This is a genomic window from Bacteroides sp. RTP31139st1_H2_RTP31139_211217 (assembly GCF_040227615.1).
Lineage (GTDB): Bacteria > Bacteroidota > Bacteroidia > Bacteroidales > Bacteroidaceae > Bacteroides > Bacteroides uniformis.
Map to the genome: position 1 here is coordinate 23,797 of NZ_JBCNZM010000031.1, position 16,820 is coordinate 40,616.

Below are 16,820 nucleotides of genomic sequence, written 5' to 3' on the forward strand. Positions count from 1 at the left end.
GTTTTGTATTTTATTTTATCCACATTACATAAGTGAACATATAATAACATAGAATAATCCATTTTATTCGTTCTCCCTGGTTATTTATTAAGTTATCTTTTAGCAAGGGATATATCAATACTATAGGATAAAGAAACCAAGATAGATAAGCAAATCTGTTATTATACGGTACATGAATGGTCAATAGCCAGAACGCATTACTTGCTATATAAGTATTAAATAAACGGATAAACAATTTGTCTTCGTAGCAATATGTATAGATATATTTCACTCCTGCGATAATGGGTATCAAACTATAAATAATGAAGTCCCAGCGAAATCCAATATTAGAGAACATTTGCTCCATGCCTTTATAAGACATATTCAAATATTCAGACATCCTTTTATCCTGTTCAAACCAAGGAATGTTTGTCAACAAAGTGGAGAAAGAATCACGTGCAACAAGCATAAGCAGGAAAAACGTTCCCCATAAGTATAAGTAGTGTTTGGGATTATTTGAAAGTCGGGTCAGCAAGAAACAGCCAATTGGCAACATGACGGATTGATGGAAAAGACATGCTATAATCCAAACAGGAATTCGTTTAATATCGTTGTTTGGAACAAGAAAAGAGAAGATAACTAACGATGTAGCTATTCCGTTACGCAGTCCATTTACTCCGTATCCCCAAAAACTCAAAGAACAAACGAACAACACTAGTGCTACAGCATATTGTTGTTTGAATCGTTTCTTTAAAGCAAAGAAAACAGGCAATATATATAATGAGCAAAGAACAAACCAATACCCTTTTAAATTGACGAGTTGTGAAAGCCAATAGGTAAGATACTCAAAACCAATATCTCTATCTCTTATAGCAACCGTACCATAGAAGGCTTTCTTTTGGAAAGCCATGGCATAAGCTGAAGTATCTCCAAAGTAGTGATAATCGGTCGGTCGGAAAGTTACATGAACATATACAATCAAGAGTAAAGCAAGGCTAAATATCTGGTTGTTGATATAAGGCTGTCTTACTGTTTCTGCCCTGACCGGTTGAATAGCGATGTAAACAACTAATAGCAGCAACAAGTTGTAATATAAGGCTATATATAGACTAATACTCATAAAATGACATCACAAATTTGGTCCACATAATGTTCCCACGTAATTTTAGCTTCTATGCGCCGACGTGCATTACGACCTTCATTTATAGCAAGAGATTTATCGTCGATTAACTTAATGAGTAAATTCTCCAATTCTTCGTGGGCGTCCTGATGTATCAACCAACCGCCATTATTCTCCTCGACAGCATCGGGAATGCCACCTGTACGAGTACCTATAACGGCGGTTCCACAAGCTTGCGCTTCGGCAAAAACAAGCCCGTATCCTTCTACATTCCTATTATCCGCTTCTTCACGTGTACAGAGAATGAATATATGCGAGGCTGAATAGAAATCGCAAAGTTTATTATCATCAATGAAACCTTCAAATGATACAATATCTGACAATCCTAAATCGGTAACCATCCGCTCAAGTGCACTCTTATATTTTCCTTTACCTCCGAGATGCAATCGCACTTGTTGCTTATACTTTGCCGGTAAAGAAGCTATCGTCCGGATAATAAAATCATGTCCTTTAAATTTTTCCAATCGAGAAATAGAACAGAGGTGTAGCAAGCCATCCTTATATTTTTCACAAGTAGGGCGAAAATGAATTGCATCAACCGCTAACGGAATAGCGATTGTTTTAGCATTTGGAGAACAATGTTTTACTAATGTCTCTGTATAATGACTGTTAGCAATCACGCAAGAGGCGTTTCTTAGTATAAAACGTCGATAAGTAGGCCAAATACAGCGTCGGAAAAAACTCTTTCCGGCAAGATATTCGGCTCCATGTGCCAATATATAGGTTTCTCTGTTTGACAATAGAGACAGCATTCCCTCTGGATGATAATTCCCGGTAATTACAATATCACCGGGAACAGTTTTTTTGCGTAAATACTTCAATGTACGCAACTCCAATATTCCTCTTCTTCCATGCAATCTCACCACATTATTATCCTCCTCTGCATCGGTAGAAGTACTTTGGGGACAAATGACTGTAACATTCAGTCCTTTTTTCTCTAAATATTTTTTCAGTTCAAAACAAAGCCTTGCAATACCACCATTACTTGGTGGATAATCATAGGTTACAATAAAAATGTGTTTGTTAGATGTTTGCATAATGAGTATATTTAGGAGTTAGTTTTCCTTTTTTATAACCTTCTTTATAAGTTTTTGCAAAAAGTCTAAACAGTCCGGGATTGCGGTAAGTAAAAGCGTATGATGCAACAAGACGCAACAAATAGATGTAAGCAGTCGGCCTATGATACCATTTGAGATGACGGCTAATCAATAAAGCCCGGTTATGTACTAATGAAGCAATATAGCGATTGATATCCAGAACCCTGCAACCGCCTGTATCAGCAGCCAAGTGCCATACATGAGCATCATAATTAAAAAAAACTTTGTATCCAAGTTCCTTTACTCGTAAACATATTTCGGTTTCTTCATATAGAGCAGCTCCATAATTCAAATATTCATCAACACCACCAACTTCTAAAAATATGTCTTTTTTTATGCTATAATTTCCACCTCCGCCATGATCTACATATTCTTTATGATTAATGTGGAATCCCCGTTCTGGAGTTGCCGTATAGAAATGGAACTTGCCTACATTTTTCGATTTGGGATTATTCTTATATTTTTCTGTAATTCCCCCTGCCACTACTGCGATATCAGGTTGTGACAAGAACTTGTAATGCTCTTTGAGCAGGTTGCAGTCACACTCGATATCATCATCTAGAAATAGGATGTAGGCGTATTGTGTGTGTTGCACACCGAAATTACGAGCTTCAGGTAGCCCTCTAAATTCAGTCACATGATAGTACTTAATCAATGTATCACTATCTTTTGCACGACTATACATAGTACTGTCAATGGCTGCCGATTGGTCTACAATAATTATTTCATACGGCTCCCCAAAATCTTGCTCTATTAAGCAATCAACTGTACTTGCCAGATAATCAGCCCGATTAAGTGTGGGCAAAATAATGCTTATCCCTTTTTGCATAAGGCGTTTATGAATAATATGAATCAAGAGTTAAGAAATTAATCACTTCGTTTAGGAATTATACTCTATCAGAAATTTCACTATAATGAAGCATTTCTATATTTTACGTAGTTGTACTGAAATGTTTGACTTTCTTCAAGATGGCAATACAAAAAAAGCCTTAACTCCCCTTCGTATGAATATGTGATTTTATAAATAAAAAGTCCGTTTAAATTTTCTAATAAAGCAGTTGAGTTAGGATTCTTCTACATGATGTTTGGAGCTATCTCTTATAACTCGATTGTAAAATTCGATGTTTTGTGCCACTATCTCGTTGGTGTTGAATCTAGCAGTTGCATTTAGATAAGCCCTGTCGGCTTGTTCACACCTATAAATGGGATTCGAGATTAGCCGTTGCAAAGCCTCTGCAAATTCATCGATACGTTTCACCCTGCATTTGCAAACACAGTTACTGTCTCCTATAATCTCTTGAAAACAATCGATATCGGAACAAACAATTGCCTTCCGCAGTAACATTGCCTCCAGTAAGACCAAACCGAAAGTTTCTGCATGGCTTGGAAATATGCAAATATCGGCACTGTTAGCGTATGACATAGTCTTGTCATAAGGTAAGCGACCTAAATACGATACACAACCGATCGATTGCTTTGAAAAGAGAGATTTGCATTTTTCCCATGTCGAAGAACCATTCACTACTGCATCCTGTCCGATGAGAATGAGTTTGACATTGTCGTTTTGCTCGCATATCCTGTTGAAAATAAGAGGCAAATCAAGTACCCCCTTTTTCTCAACAATTGTCCCCCAATAAAGTATCGTTATTGTATTTTTGTTCATGTCACTAGATGAAAGAGGGGGCATGTTTATATCCACAGGATTATATATTACACATTTTCTCTTATTCGAAGACAGACTGAATAATTTATCCGTCAGGTCGAGAGCCTGTCGGCTAACTCCTATATAGGCATCAGAATTACGCAAAGCATTATATTCCATAAGCCGTACGTTCCATGGAGTTTTGTTTCCAGACAAATGATCGAAATACACATTTGAACCATGTAATCTTGTAACTACTGGTACAGATAAACTACAAAAAGCCAAAGGTCCCTCCCAGTCGATAGATTCAACGAGGTCGATGCCAATCTTTGCCACTAATAGATTTAACTTTTTATTTAGATACCTTCTATTGATAAAAGAAGAAAATGGAGACTTATGAGGCTGGTTTATAGGTATCACAGATATACCATCGTCCCACACAGTTTCTGTAAACTTATTGCCCCAATACACAACTGATACCTTCACACCAGTCTCACTCTTAACGATAAGATGAGACAAATGTTTGATAAAAATTCCGATTCCGCCACATTTCATACCCAATATCGGATATTCTGTAGTTAAAAACGCTATATGCATCTCTATTGTATTTTTTGGAAAATATCAATGAAAGATTTTGTTTGTTGCGATGCCAAGTAACGGCGGCAATATTCTTTGTTTGCCGTCATTGGAAATTTTTCGCTAAATACTTGTTTGATGACAGTAACACCTTGCTGAGGAGTATCTATAAAAATACCTATGCCTGCTTTTATCAATTCGGTTCGTGCTTCGCTAGTCATGGGCACCATTGCTAATACAGGCACTTGTAATGCGATATAATCGACCATTTTTGCGAAATTAGTCCACCATAAAGCCGTGTGTCCGGGAATAAGTACTGCTGCTTTTGCATTAACTATCAATTCATACAATTTACGCTGCGGTACATGATTGATATATTCCACGTTGTTACAGATTCCCAAATCATTGACAAATTCTTCCGTTTGTTTTTGATTGATATTCTTATTACCCACAATTTTAAGGGTGCAACCCTTGCCTTTTAATTCCTTAGAATTGACAGCTTCGGCAAATATTTTCAAGAAATTATCTTTATATTCATGGAGGTATTCACCCACGAATATTATATAATTCTCTTTTTCTCTATTTTGAAAAGAAGGCAAATAATCATCATCTACTCCAGTTGGAATAAAATATGATTTATTTGAGTATCGTCCCTCATATAAATCATTAAATATATTCAGGTATGCTCCCGACAGACCAGTAATAGCATCAGCGTATTTAAAAGTATCTTGTTCAATTTTCTTTTGCTTGGCAAAAACAGGAAAATAATCAGAATACATTCGCTTAGCGTATGTGGTAGGATCCCTGAAATCAGCAACCCATTTTACTCCGGTTAGATGTTTAAGTCGCATACCGATTCTATTTGAGGTAAAAGGCAGGCAAGTGGTATATATGATAGATATATCATGTTCTTTAATTATTTTTCGTCCCATCCTCACGGCACTTCTTTCCCAGAATCTAAAGCGGTCGGGAACTTGAATCCATCGGTCTAGTATATATTTATAAAACTTACCGAATAAAGATTGCTTGTTAGAGGTGACTGTATCCGTGCTTTTTGACTGTGCACCAATAGTTTTTGCTTTGGCTGTAATGGCTTTGAGTGAAGTATCTTCTCCTCCAAGCAACATTCTAAGGCCGCGCAATGTCGGTTCTATATAATTGGCTTGATAAATAGGCACGTCTTGGACTTCGTCCAACAAATCAGGATCTTCTAAATATAGATAATTACGATTAACCGTCAGTACTATCGGATTCCAACCTGTACGTTTAAGATATTTTACAAGTTTAAATGCCCTAAATACCGCAGCATGAGTCTGTGGCGGAAAAAAAGGAGTAATTATAAGTATGTTTTTATTCATCGTTTTAATTTGTTTAAAATCAATGCTTTTACTTTTTTCTTATTTTCTTTGTCTAATAGCACATAATAGGACAGAACAACCAATATTATTGAAGAACTAAGAGCCACGATAATCACTCTTGTAAAGGACTCAACCAAGATATGTTGTATGAGTAGGATTGCGGTAAAAGAAGGAATACTTATGAAAAGATTCACTACCATCGTTGTGAAGAAAAAACGTATCGGTTTGAAATCTTCAACATAATGATGGAGTGTATATGAGCAAACGATATAAATCAATAATGTGCTCACTATAGGCAATCCAAAAGCCCAAGTCAAGCCGATACCTTTACTAAACAATAACCAAAGTATCGGAATGACTGATAATGATACTGTCCCCGCCATAAATGAATAAAATTTCAAACGTCCGACAGCTTGTATTCCAATATATATAATATTATTATTCAATGATATGAAGCTTGAGACTATCAATAAAATACAGAATTCAATTGTATATGGAGGAACTTCCACGAGCCATAAATTCATTACATAATGTATTTCAGAGATAAAAGGAATAGCAACCAACAGATATAACACATTTGCCAAACAAGTAGTTTGCTTTAGTAATTGTATCATGGCATTGAAATCGGTCAATGCGTATTGCTTTATAATTTGCGGCCTCGAAGCCATTACCAAATTGGTTGATACTTGTTCAATCATCAGTTGCACAGTTGTTGCCAATCCGGCTGCGGCATTAACAGCTGTACTGCCAAATATATTAAGCAACATATTTGTTCCCTGTTGACGAGTAGTAAAGCAAATATTGGAATAAAGATTCCATCCTGAAAAGCTAAACAGAGAACGGCCGATAACCTTATTCCATTCCCAATTAATCCGGCATTCGTCATAATGCCTAATGCAATAAATGCGATATGTCATTGCAATCAAGAATGAAGATAAGAGCATAAGTCCTCCATATAAAATGAGCTTATCACATACTGTAATAAGTAGAAGTGTAGCGATCAGCAACTTCAACAGTGATCCAACAATTTCCACAATAGCATACACGTCCATTTTTTCGTGCGAAATAAGAGTCGCATTGTATGGAACTTGAGTGATGCTGACCATTGAGGAAATTATTGAAAATTGATACACCCAAACAGCTGCACTCATTCTCTCATCTGGAATGTTCAATTTTTCGAATAACAGCCAAAGTCCGACCGTTTCAGCCAAAAACAAGACTATAATTGCAATTCCTATATGTAATATAAAGGCTGTATTGAATGTTTGTTGGAGTTGTCGAGGGTCATTTTTGGCAAGTTCGACTGTAAGAAAGCGTGAAGTCGCTCCACTCATCGTTACATTCAAAAAGCTAAATAGGACAACAATACCGCCGACAAGTCCATAAATGCCATAATCATCTACACCAAGTGCATTTAACACGATCCGTGATGTATATAGTGATACAATCATGGACAGCAACATACGTGCATAAAGTGCCACTGTATTCTTGAATATTTTTTTATTATTTACGGACGATGTCTTATTCATAGCAAGCTTATGATCTTCCTAATACAGACGGAATGTATCTTTTTATTAAGGTTGTCGCAAAATAGCATATTGCAACAATGAGTGCAAATTCCAATATGGTCCAACTGTAGTTTACAAGATGTAACTTATTGCGCACGATCCAGAATGTATCTACAAATAATATATGTAGCCCCAATAATGCCAAACTGTTAATTCCACACCAAATCAATATTTTATCCAATGGAATAAGTTTCAGCTTTCTCGAATTAAAATATGAATTGATAAACCAATAAAAATTCATAATAAAAACCATTGAAAGCAACAATAGATGCAATGGAAAATTGTTTGATTTTAAGTCAACGTAAGAGGGAAATAGAACGATGAAAACAATGGCGATAATAAGCAAGAATAATGAGTATATCGGTGAAACCTTCATGCCGTACCATTTGTTCCGCATGAAGCAAAAACCAAGATGGTAATAAATCAAGGTAGACATTGTTGTGTCAATAAAATATGGCAAATCAATGTTATTAGCATTTAACCAATATCCTACTCCATATAATAATATACATAATGCGCTGATTGTTAATGCTTTATTGTAGGGGTGATTTTATGTATCAATAAATAAACGAATGAAACCTCGAACAAACAAATTAAAAACCAAATTACATGAAATAAAATAAAAGAGTTTTCATCACCGAGAAAACCATCAAACATACTCGTTACAGGGAGCGAGATCGCTTTTGCCCAATTATGAGTTTCGTTAAGTTTCAAAACGAACAAATATGCGAACAACAAAAAGGCAAAAAAGGCCCAAGGAATCAGTAATTGTCTGGTCTTTTTTGCAAAAAACTCTCTCAAACTGATTGGACGAAAGAAACAGCCTGACACAAAAAAGAAAAGGGGCATGTGAAAACTGTAAATAACGGTTTTCAACATGTAAGGGATTTGTATATGACCAAGGATGACCAATAAAATTCCTCCCCCTTTCAATATGTCAAAGGAGACAATCCGATTAGAGTCTACCATCTACAACGTTTTTTTCAAAGATAGCTTTAACATCGAATATGACGTGTTGAGCATTTAGTAACGTTTTTACATCAAAGCCTATAAACTGTTCGTGTGCTACAGCTATAATTGCCGCATCGAATTTCTTATCCAAAGGATGTTGGTTCGTTACCGAGATTCCATATTCTCGCATAACTATATCAGGATTGGCCCAAGGATCATATACGGTGATATGTACGTTATACTCTCGCAAAGCATTGTAAATATCTATAACCTTTGTGTTCCGCACATCAGGACAGTTTTCTTTAAAAGTAAACCCTAATATGAGGATATGAGAGTTGAGCACCTGTATTCCTTTCTTCAGCATCAATTTCGCAACTTGGTTGGCCACATATTCCCCCATACCGTCGTTCATTCGGCGACCGGCTAAGATTATCTCAGGATTATAACCGTGACGTTGTGCACATTGAGCCAAATAATACGGATCAACTCCAATGCAATGGCCTCCAACCAGCCCAGGCTTAAATGGCAGGAAATTCCATTTGGTAGAAGCTGCTTCCAGTACATCCTGTGTATCAATGCCCATTTTAGTAAATATCTTGGATAGCTCATTCACAAATGCGATATTGATATCACGCTGTGAGTTTTCTATTACTTTGGCTGCTTCCGCTACTTTCATCGTAGGAGCGAGATGTGTACCGGCGGTAATTACAGAAGCATATACCTCATTTACTTTCTTACCTATTTCAGGCGTAGAACCGGAAGTAACCTTTTTGATTTTTTCTACTGTATGAAGTTTATCTCCCGGATTTATACGTTCAGGGCTATAGCCAGCAAAGAAATCTTCATTAAATTTCAATCCGGACACTTTTTCCACAACCGGGATACATTCGTCTTCTGTAACACCTGGATAAACAGTAGATTCATACACCACAATATCCCCTTTGGAGATTACCTTACCAACAGTTGTGCTGGCACCGTAAAGCGGAGTCAAATCCGGATTGTTGTTTTTGTCTACCGGAGTGGGAACGGCAACTACATAAAAATTGTAATCACGGATTTCCTCTATATTGGCAGTACACTTAAAACCATTGGCAAGGGCAGATTGGAGTAGTTCATCTGACACTTCGAGTGTCGCATCATGACCTGCCATCAAAGCAGTCACACGAGCTTGGTTCATGTCAAAACCTATCGTTTTATACTTTGTCGAGAAAAGACGAGCCAAAGGGAGCCCTACGTAACCAAGACCAATTACGCAAATTTTAGTTTCATTCATAATTTCATCTGTTATTATTACTTTAAATATTCTTCCAATACCATTTGACAGCCTCTTTCAAACCGTCACGCATACTGTATTGAGGATTGTAACCTAAAAGGGATTTTGCTTTATCAATACATGCCAAGGAATGGGGAATATCCCCCAAGCGGTTGGGACCATGAATTATTTTCACGTTGGCAATTTCGGGGTCAAATTCACTCAAAAATTCTTTCAAGTAACCGACCAACTGGTTTAATGTGGTGCGTTCTCCGAAAGCAGTATTGTATACTTGGTTGGTTGCATTCGGATTTGTCGTGGTCATAGCCAGCATGTTCATTTGAATCACATTGTCTATATAAGTAAAATCGCGGCTATATTCACCATCTCCGTTAATGACAGGACTCTCATGAGCCATGAATTTCTTAACGAACAAAGGAATCACCGCAGCATATGCCCCGAATGGATCTTGACGACGACCGAAAACATTGAAATATCGTAAGCCGATACATTCCATTCCATAGGTTTTGGCAAACACATCGGCGTAAAGCTCGTTTACATACTTTGTTATGGCATAAGGCGAAAGCGGTTTACCAATCACATCTTCTACTTTGGGAAGAGACTGACTGTCTCCATATGTAGAAGAACTTGCTGCATATATAAAACGCTTTACATTGGCATCGCGAGCGGCTGTCAGCATATTTAAGAATCCCGATATATTAGTTTCATTTGTAGTTATAGGATCTTTGATAGAACGTGGAACTGAGCCTAATGCTCCTTCATGCATAACGTAATCTACATTTTCTACAGCTTTCTTACAATCGTTCAGATTCCGTATATCTCCTACGATAAGTTTAAACTTATTCGGATATCGTTGTAGAAATGGAAAAATGTTTTCAGGTTTACCTGTGGAAAAATTATCCAAACAGATTACATCATAGTCGTGAGCCAATAAATACTCACATAAATTGGAGCCGATGAATCCCGCTCCACCAGTAACTAAAACTTTTGTTAATGACATATGGATTGTTGTTTTATGTTGAAGTTGCAAGCCTATTGCTTGATAGGGGTGTAATGATTTATTTTAAGACTGGTTTGGATAAAAGAGAGATTGTGTGTATCTGCTCCAAGTCGATTGTTACAATTTCCATTGAATTCCAGCCTGTTGGATTTTTTTGTATGTATTTTATGCAAATCCACCTAGAGAGAAAAAGTTAAACAGAATCTACAGGTCTTAATAACCGATAATTATAATCTATTTAAACTATAACAGTCTGACTATCAATTAAACAGTTTTGTATATTTTTTGTAATACTCGTACAAATGAACTTTTGAAATATATTGTAATTGTGAATGTCCGTTCCTATATGAGTAATAGCCTTTTCTTTTAATAGCAGCATGGCTTTTTTCTTAATCCGGTTGCCATACATACCCGCTATTGACGGAAGATTGAACTGAAACTTCACTCCCATGTCTTTTAATTGTTGATAATCCGACTCACCCATATAAACATACCGTTCCGGATGGGCAAGAATGGGATAATAGCCTTTAGCCTTGATGCGGAGCAGAATGTTGTTCAATCCCATCGGAGGGTTAAAGTAGGAGGTTTCCACCAGTAGATGGTCACCGCTTTCACCCAAGGGCAGCAGATCGTTCTTTTCCAACCGTTCCTCGAAGAGGTTGTCAAGCATGTTCTCTGAGGCCAGATGCAGTTTTATCGGACCGCTATAGGTGGCTTGAAGTTCAGCGTAACGCTCCCGGAGGTGCAGTGTGGTGTTGGGCATATCTTCCATGATATGCGGTGTAAGCCATACGGATTTTATGCCCAACTCTTCATACAGGCGCAGTATTTCCAATGCTTCTTCCATCGTCTGCACACCGTCGTCCACACCCGGCAGAATGTGCGAGTGACAGTCGGTAAAATTCTTGAATATACCGCTATCTTTCAGCGATATACGTTTCCTGAATGGCCACACAATGATACGAGTATTTTTATATAAAACATTTTATTTTTTTTAATTAATAATCATCCATTTATCCCCACCCTGTTTTCCGTCGGAACCTTAGTGGTATCCTGAGCCGTAACCGTAGTGATAACCATATCGATAGCCATAACGGTATCCATAGCGACCGCCACTTCCCTCGGTCCCGTTCAAGATCAGGGACATGTTCTTGTATTTTTTCTCCTCGTAGATTTTCTCCAATTCAGCAAGCATACTCCGTTCAAGTAATCCTGCACGAACTACGAAAACGGTACGGTCGGCCAGTTTCTCAATAATTTGCGTGTCGGCCACCAGTTCAACGGGCGGACAGTCGATCAGCACATAGTCATATTGCTCCCTTACAGTATCGATTGTCTGCTTTAACCGCTCGTCGAACAATAATTCCGTTGGGTTAGGAGGAATCGTTCCCACGGGTAGTATATCCATAGATTTATGTTTCGGATCGGGTACGATGATCTCATCCAGATTATCGATACGACCTCCCAGATAGTCGCTCAATCCCTTGTCAGGAGAGTCGATATAGGATGATGCAGAGGCGTGGCGCAGGTCTCCGTCGATTACCAGCACTTTTTTTCCTTTGATGGCAAGGCTCACGGCGATGTTCATGGTCAGAAACGATTTGCCGCTGCCCGGATTGAATGAGGTCATGATGATGACATTCGAAGTCTTGTCCTTGCCGGTCATAAATTCCAGGTTGGTACGCAATACGCGGAATGCCTCGTTGATGATGTCACGGTTGCCCTCCTTGACGATAACGGCCTTGACTTCCTGCGGTTTCTTTCCTAATATCCCTTTTTTCTTTCTTGTGAACAGCGGAATTTCACCGATGAACGGTATAGTCAGGTTTTCCAGGTCTTTCCTTCCCCGTACACGGGTATTCATATTCTCGCGCATGAAGATAATGACTATCGGAATGAGCAGCCCCAGAGCGAATGCGACCATAAAGATATTTTTATGCACAGGGGATGTCGGCAACATGCTGCCGTGTGGCGGGGTAACAATGCGGGTATTATAAGCCGTGAACGCCTGTGAGAGTTCGTTCTCTTCACGCTTTTGCAACAGGAATAGGTAAAGAGCTTCCTTTACCTTCTGTTGGCGCTCCACCGAAAGCAGGTACTTGGCCTGTGTTGGGTTGGCCGCTATACGTGATGTCGTCTGTTGCTCCGTCTGCCGCAAACTTTTTATCTGCGAATTCAAGGTCACTATCTGATTGTCGATAGATCTGATTATCGCCCCACGCATGGATGCCAGAGCCTGATCCATATCCACGACCAGCGGATTTTCCGTGCTGCTGTTCGCAACCAGACTGTTGCGCTGCAACAGTTGCTTGTTGTATTCGGCAATCTGCGATTCAATATTGGCGCTTTCAATGCCGGAGTTGGCCGGAAGCAGTTGGGTACGGTTGGCATCGTTGGCTAAATAGTTCCGGATGTAACGGGTCATATAAAGCTGGTTGTTCAGGGACAGGATCTGCGCGTTGGCCGCACTGCTTTGAGCCATATACATACTCGATGCCGCCTGCACGTCGGGCAACAGATGTTCTGACTTGTAAGAGGAGATATCCTCGTCCACATTTCCCAGTTCCCGTTCGATTACGCCCAGACGCTCGTTGATGAACATTGAGGTGCTGACAGCGATCTGGTTTTTGTCCTTCACCCAATTCTCGTTATAAACGGAAATCAACATGCTCAATACATCTTCTGCCCGCTGTGTGGAGTTATCCTTGAATGACAAGTCTATGACTGACGCTTTCTCGCTGTTCAATGAAACGGACAGATTGGACGAGCAGGAGTTGACGGCGTTATACAGACTGGATTTGCCTACATATAATGTATATGCCTCGCCTTTCACGTAATTGGGTGTTGTATGGATAATGATTTTTCCCAATGGCGTAGTGATGGAGTCGAGCAAGCTTCCCTTTACGTCCTTTTCTTCAAGATCTGTCCCGTTACGTATAAAGTCGGATAGGTATAACGTACCGTCCGGCTGTATTTCCAACGTAAAACCGGCTGATTCATTCTCAGGCAAGTCATTTATCGTTACATCCACCGGTAATGTCAGTCCATAGGCTACCTGACGGTGGAATTTTCCCCGAACGAAGTAATTCATATCCAGACGCAACCGTTTAACCACTTCGGTCATTAAAGACGGTGATCGAAAGGTGATGAGTTCGTTATTCACATTTGTACCGGATTGAAACAGCCCGAACTCCGAGAAGGATTCCAAATCCGAGGAGACCGACTTGCCTTTGGAATCCTCTTTGATCAATACCGAAGCGGTACGTGTATATACGGCAGGAGTGCGTAACAGATAGGCAGTAGCGGCACCGATCGTTACCGCTAAAGACAAGACGAACCACTTCCATCTTGCGAGGCACAGGTATAACAGGTCCTGTATTCGCAGGAAATCATCCTGCTGCCCCGGTTTTATATTCTTTTGATTTACGGTCATCATATCTGATTCTATATTATTTTACAATCAACACGGTAATGGTCGTCAGCAACGAGGCCAATGACATCCAGAAAGAGGCTGAGCGGACGTTATTGCCGTTGACGGTCGCCTGCCGTGCTTTCATTGAGTTGGGTTCCACATAAACGATATCGTTCTGCTGCAAATAATACACAGGAGAGGCATAAAGGTCATATCCCGAATTCAGGTTGACCTGATACAGGGTTTTTTTCCCGTTTTCCTCCCGTTGTACCAGCACGTTTTCCCGTTTCCCATAGACGGTAAGGTCCCCGGCCATGCTTAAGGCCTCCAAAAGTGTCAGCTTGTCCTTTTCGATATTGAAACGTCCGGGGGTGGCAACCTCGCCCAACACTGAAACGGTCAGGTTCATAAACTCCACTGTAACAACGGGGTCTTTCACGAGATTCTTTGAAACCAATTCCTCTTTTATATACGAGGCGATCTCCGCGCGTGTCATTCCTGCCACATGGATATGTCCCAGCACAGGAAAATCAATATCCCCATCCTTATTTATTGTATATCCTGATATTCCCTGACTATTGGATGTACCTGATGTCGTACCAATCTGTCGGGATATGATCGGAAGGTTGAAAAGGTTCATTAATAAGGGGTCTTTGCTGTTGACCTGTATGGAAATCTTGTCTTCTGGACGTATCCGGATTTCCAGCGGGTTCAAGACTTGCTCTGCGGTACCCCGTTTCAGGTCCGTGAAATAAGCGACTTTCGGTGTGGCACATGATCCCAATAGAAAGGCCACGGTTAATAAGGATAAAATGTATCTGATTTTCATATTTATTGATTTTTATTTGTTGGTTTTCTGTTCCGATTGAAGTTGTGCGATAGATTTTGTCAGCCTGATGTTGGCGAGAGTCCATATCAATATATCACCCAAAACGATCCAGTTCACATTGAGATAAAGGGACAGAAGAATATTGAGCAGTATGAATATAGTTGACACGGAAACAATGATGATCATGGTATTGCGCTGCTTTATTCCGAGAGCAAGCAGCTTATGGTGGATATGGTTCTTGTCCGGCAGGAACGGGTTCTTTCCGTTGCGTACCCGATGCAGGTAAACCCTGACCACGTCACAGCATGGAACCAGCAAGGGTGAGAAGGCCAGCACCATCGGATGTACATTTCCTGTATTATCGTCTAGTCCGCACATGGTCAGTTTGAGACTGAGGAAACAGAGCATCATGCCGATGGTCAAACTGCCTGTGTCGCCCATGAAGATCTTCCTTCCGTGTTTGGCGTTCCCGAAAACATTGTAATAGAAGAATGGTACCAACACTCCCAATGTGGCAAACGCCAGCATGGCATAAACATACTGATGGAGCATAAAGAAAGTCAGTCCATAAAATAGGCAGGCGATACTGCATAGCCCGGAAGCCAGCCCGTCAATGCCGTCAATCAGGTTGATGGCATTGATGATGAAGACCACGATCAGGATGGTCAGGGGATATCCTAACCATAACGGCACCGCATGGATGCCCAGAACACCGTATAGGTTGTTGATATATACCCCACCGGCAATAAGCATCACGCCGCACAGAATCTGGATGACAAACTTGGCACGATAACGGATACCGATCAGGTCATCGGCCATGCCAACCAGATATAGTACCATGATGGAGCAGAAAGCAAAAGCCAAAGAGCACACGTCGTTCCCGATTTCGGACAATATCTCCGAATGTCCCAGCACCATATTGATTCCTAGCAACAGGGCTATGGTGAAAAACACTACCGGCTTGAATGCGATACCACCCAATCGGGGCACCGCACAATGATGTACCTTCCGCTCATCGGGAAAGTCGAACAATTTCTTACGGAAAGCGATTAGCAGAATCTGGGGAATGACGATACCCGCACAGAGAACACAAAGCAAAAATGCCAGTGAACAATTTACAATCCAAAAATACATATATTCAAATATTATTTTATTTGTGTAAGGCCACGAGGAAGGGGAACTTCATCATCTCCTTTTTGTGTCATCTCTCAAAATTTGTCACAATCGGAATCATTGATGACTTCAATCAAATCGGGATGAACTTCTACCGATATACCCATAATCCCTTCAAGCATCACAACCACCCGGCGGCGACGTTTTCCTTTCACCCGCATGAATACGCCCTTTACTCCATTGAACTTGCCACCGTAAATACATATGTGGGTACCTTTCCGTATGTCAATCTCTTCCGGTTTATAATAAATAGTGTTTTCTTCATACTGCGAGGCAATCTTGATAAAGCTCTCCATTTGCTTATCCGGCACCACGATATATTTCAGTCCCGTGCTTTTCTCCCACATCATGAATTGTAAGAAATTATATTTTTTTTTGAAATCCGTGATCTGTTTTCGGGAAGCATGCACGAAGACGAGATTCGGGATGACTGGTACAAGCCTTTTGGATTTCACTCCGTGATAGACCCTTACGGCATAGTGTTTCGGTATGAAATACTCTAGACCATCCTTGCCTTTGAGCATCTCTTCCGCCTTTTTCTCGTTTTTATAAGCGCTCATGGCGAACCATTGGATTCTAGTTAGATCTTCCCTTGTGGTTATGGGAGTACTCATTCGTCGTGTGTTTTTTAGTTATTACGGCAGGTCAAGATATACCCATAGTTCATCCCAACTTATGTATTGGTCTGTATTATAGTAATTTATGTCTTTTTTGGCTGTCATATCAACCATTCATGCCGTCTTTTATCTTGCCGCATTCCTATTTTTCTCCATAAGAGAAAT

The 16,820-nt window shown here is 39.8% G+C and carries 14 protein-coding genes; all 14 read right to left on the minus strand.

Going from position 1 to position 16,820, the window contains the following annotated elements; all coding sequences use genetic code 11:
- Positions 1 to 10 precede the first annotated feature (10 nt).
- Entirely contained in the window at positions 11 to 1,099 is a 1,089-nt protein-coding gene (locus ABUA47_RS07350) for an EpsG family protein (protein ID WP_005868861.1), read from the minus strand.
- Complete coding sequence (locus ABUA47_RS07355) at positions 1,096 to 2,196, minus strand: glycosyltransferase family 4 protein (protein WP_005868860.1); 1,101 nt, start codon at positions 2,194 to 2,196, stop codon at positions 1,096 to 1,098. Before ABUA47_RS07355 ends, ABUA47_RS07350 begins: the two co-directional genes overlap by 4 nt.
- Positions 2,183 to 3,112: a glycosyltransferase family 2 protein gene (locus ABUA47_RS07360; protein WP_227980259.1), complete on the minus strand. Its 930-nt coding sequence runs from the start codon at positions 3,110 to 3,112 to the stop codon at positions 2,183 to 2,185. Before ABUA47_RS07360 ends, ABUA47_RS07355 begins: the two co-directional genes overlap by 14 nt.
- A gap of 207 nt (positions 3,113 to 3,319) precedes the next feature.
- Positions 3,320 to 4,495, minus strand: a complete 1,176-nt coding sequence (locus ABUA47_RS07365; RefSeq protein WP_005868857.1) for a glycosyltransferase family 4 protein — start codon at positions 4,493 to 4,495, stop codon at positions 3,320 to 3,322.
- Positions 4,496 to 4,497: 2 nt separating this feature from the next.
- The gene (locus ABUA47_RS07370) at positions 4,498 to 5,832 is read right to left on the minus strand and encodes a glycosyltransferase (RefSeq protein WP_005868855.1); all 1,335 of its coding nucleotides are present in this window, start codon (positions 5,830 to 5,832) and stop codon (positions 4,498 to 4,500) included.
- On the minus strand, positions 5,829 to 7,361 hold the full coding sequence (locus ABUA47_RS07375) for a lipopolysaccharide biosynthesis protein (protein WP_005868853.1): 1,533 nt from the start codon (positions 7,359 to 7,361) through the stop codon (positions 5,829 to 5,831). The genes ABUA47_RS07370 and ABUA47_RS07375 overlap by 4 nt, the downstream gene beginning before the upstream one ends.
- A gap of 564 nt (positions 7,362 to 7,925) precedes the next feature.
- Positions 7,926 to 8,369 (minus strand): acyltransferase family protein, encoded by a 444-nt coding sequence (locus ABUA47_RS07380; protein ID WP_005868848.1) that lies wholly within the window; start codon positions 8,367 to 8,369, stop codon positions 7,926 to 7,928.
- On the minus strand, positions 8,356 to 9,624 hold the full coding sequence (locus tag ABUA47_RS07385) for a nucleotide sugar dehydrogenase (RefSeq protein WP_005868845.1): 1,269 nt from the start codon (positions 9,622 to 9,624) through the stop codon (positions 8,356 to 8,358). The genes ABUA47_RS07380 and ABUA47_RS07385 overlap by 14 nt, the downstream gene beginning before the upstream one ends.
- Before the next feature lie 22 nt (positions 9,625 to 9,646).
- On the minus strand, positions 9,647 to 10,624 hold the full coding sequence (locus tag ABUA47_RS07390; protein ID WP_005868843.1) for an SDR family oxidoreductase: 978 nt from the start codon (positions 10,622 to 10,624) through the stop codon (positions 9,647 to 9,649).
- Between the two features lie 238 nt (positions 10,625 to 10,862).
- Positions 10,863 to 11,579, minus strand: a complete 717-nt coding sequence (locus tag ABUA47_RS07395) for a tyrosine-protein phosphatase (protein ID WP_005868841.1) — start codon at positions 11,577 to 11,579, stop codon at positions 10,863 to 10,865.
- A gap of 87 nt (positions 11,580 to 11,666) precedes the next feature.
- The gene (locus tag ABUA47_RS07400) at positions 11,667 to 14,057 is read right to left on the minus strand and encodes a GumC family protein (protein WP_008782414.1); all 2,391 of its coding nucleotides are present in this window, start codon (positions 14,055 to 14,057) and stop codon (positions 11,667 to 11,669) included.
- Positions 14,058 to 14,073: 16 nt separating this feature from the next.
- Positions 14,074 to 14,865 (minus strand): polysaccharide biosynthesis/export family protein, encoded by a 792-nt coding sequence (locus ABUA47_RS07405; protein ID WP_005868837.1) that lies wholly within the window; start codon positions 14,863 to 14,865, stop codon positions 14,074 to 14,076.
- A gap of 12 nt (positions 14,866 to 14,877) precedes the next feature.
- The gene (locus ABUA47_RS07410; RefSeq protein WP_005868835.1) at positions 14,878 to 15,999 is read right to left on the minus strand and encodes an MraY family glycosyltransferase; all 1,122 of its coding nucleotides are present in this window, start codon (positions 15,997 to 15,999) and stop codon (positions 14,878 to 14,880) included.
- Positions 16,000 to 16,073: 74 nt separating this feature from the next.
- Positions 16,074 to 16,652 carry a UpxY family transcription antiterminator gene (locus tag ABUA47_RS07415; protein ID WP_005868833.1) on the minus strand — a complete coding sequence of 193 codons (579 nt, stop codon included), beginning with the start codon at positions 16,650 to 16,652 and terminating at the stop codon, positions 16,074 to 16,076.
- Positions 16,653 to 16,820: the final 168 nt, after the last annotated feature.

Excerpts from the sequence above, each read along its gene's own strand:
- ABUA47_RS07375 (WP_005868853.1), bottom strand. The coding sequence starts at position 7,361 with ATGAATAAGACATCGTCCGTAAATAATAAAAAAATATTCAAGAATACA.
- ABUA47_RS07385 (WP_005868845.1), bottom strand. The coding sequence starts at position 9,624 with ATGAATGAAACTAAAATTTGCGTAATTGGTCTTGGTTACGTAGGGCTC.
- ABUA47_RS07350 (WP_005868861.1), bottom strand. The coding sequence starts at position 1,099 with ATGAGTATTAGTCTATATATAGCCTTATATTACAACTTGTTGCTGCTA.
- ABUA47_RS07380 (WP_005868848.1), bottom strand. The coding sequence starts at position 8,369 with ATGGTAGACTCTAATCGGATTGTCTCCTTTGACATATTGAAAGGGGGA.
- ABUA47_RS07410 (WP_005868835.1), bottom strand. The coding sequence starts at position 15,999 with ATGTATTTTTGGATTGTAAATTGTTCACTGGCATTTTTGCTTTGTGTT.
- ABUA47_RS07390 (WP_005868843.1), bottom strand. The coding sequence starts at position 10,624 with ATGTCATTAACAAAAGTTTTAGTTACTGGTGGAGCGGGATTCATCGGC.
- ABUA47_RS07415 (WP_005868833.1), bottom strand. The coding sequence starts at position 16,652 with ATGAGTACTCCCATAACCACAAGGGAAGATCTAACTAGAATCCAATGG.
- ABUA47_RS07370 (WP_005868855.1), bottom strand. The coding sequence starts at position 5,832 with ATGAATAAAAACATACTTATAATTACTCCTTTTTTTCCGCCACAGACT.
- ABUA47_RS07355 (WP_005868860.1), bottom strand. The coding sequence starts at position 2,196 with ATGCAAACATCTAACAAACACATTTTTATTGTAACCTATGATTATCCA.
- ABUA47_RS07400 (WP_008782414.1), bottom strand. The coding sequence starts at position 14,057 with ATGACCGTAAATCAAAAGAATATAAAACCGGGGCAGCAGGATGATTTC.
- ABUA47_RS07365 (WP_005868857.1), bottom strand. The coding sequence starts at position 4,495 with ATGCATATAGCGTTTTTAACTACAGAATATCCGATATTGGGTATGAAA.
- ABUA47_RS07405 (WP_005868837.1), bottom strand. The coding sequence starts at position 14,865 with ATGAAAATCAGATACATTTTATCCTTATTAACCGTGGCCTTTCTATTG.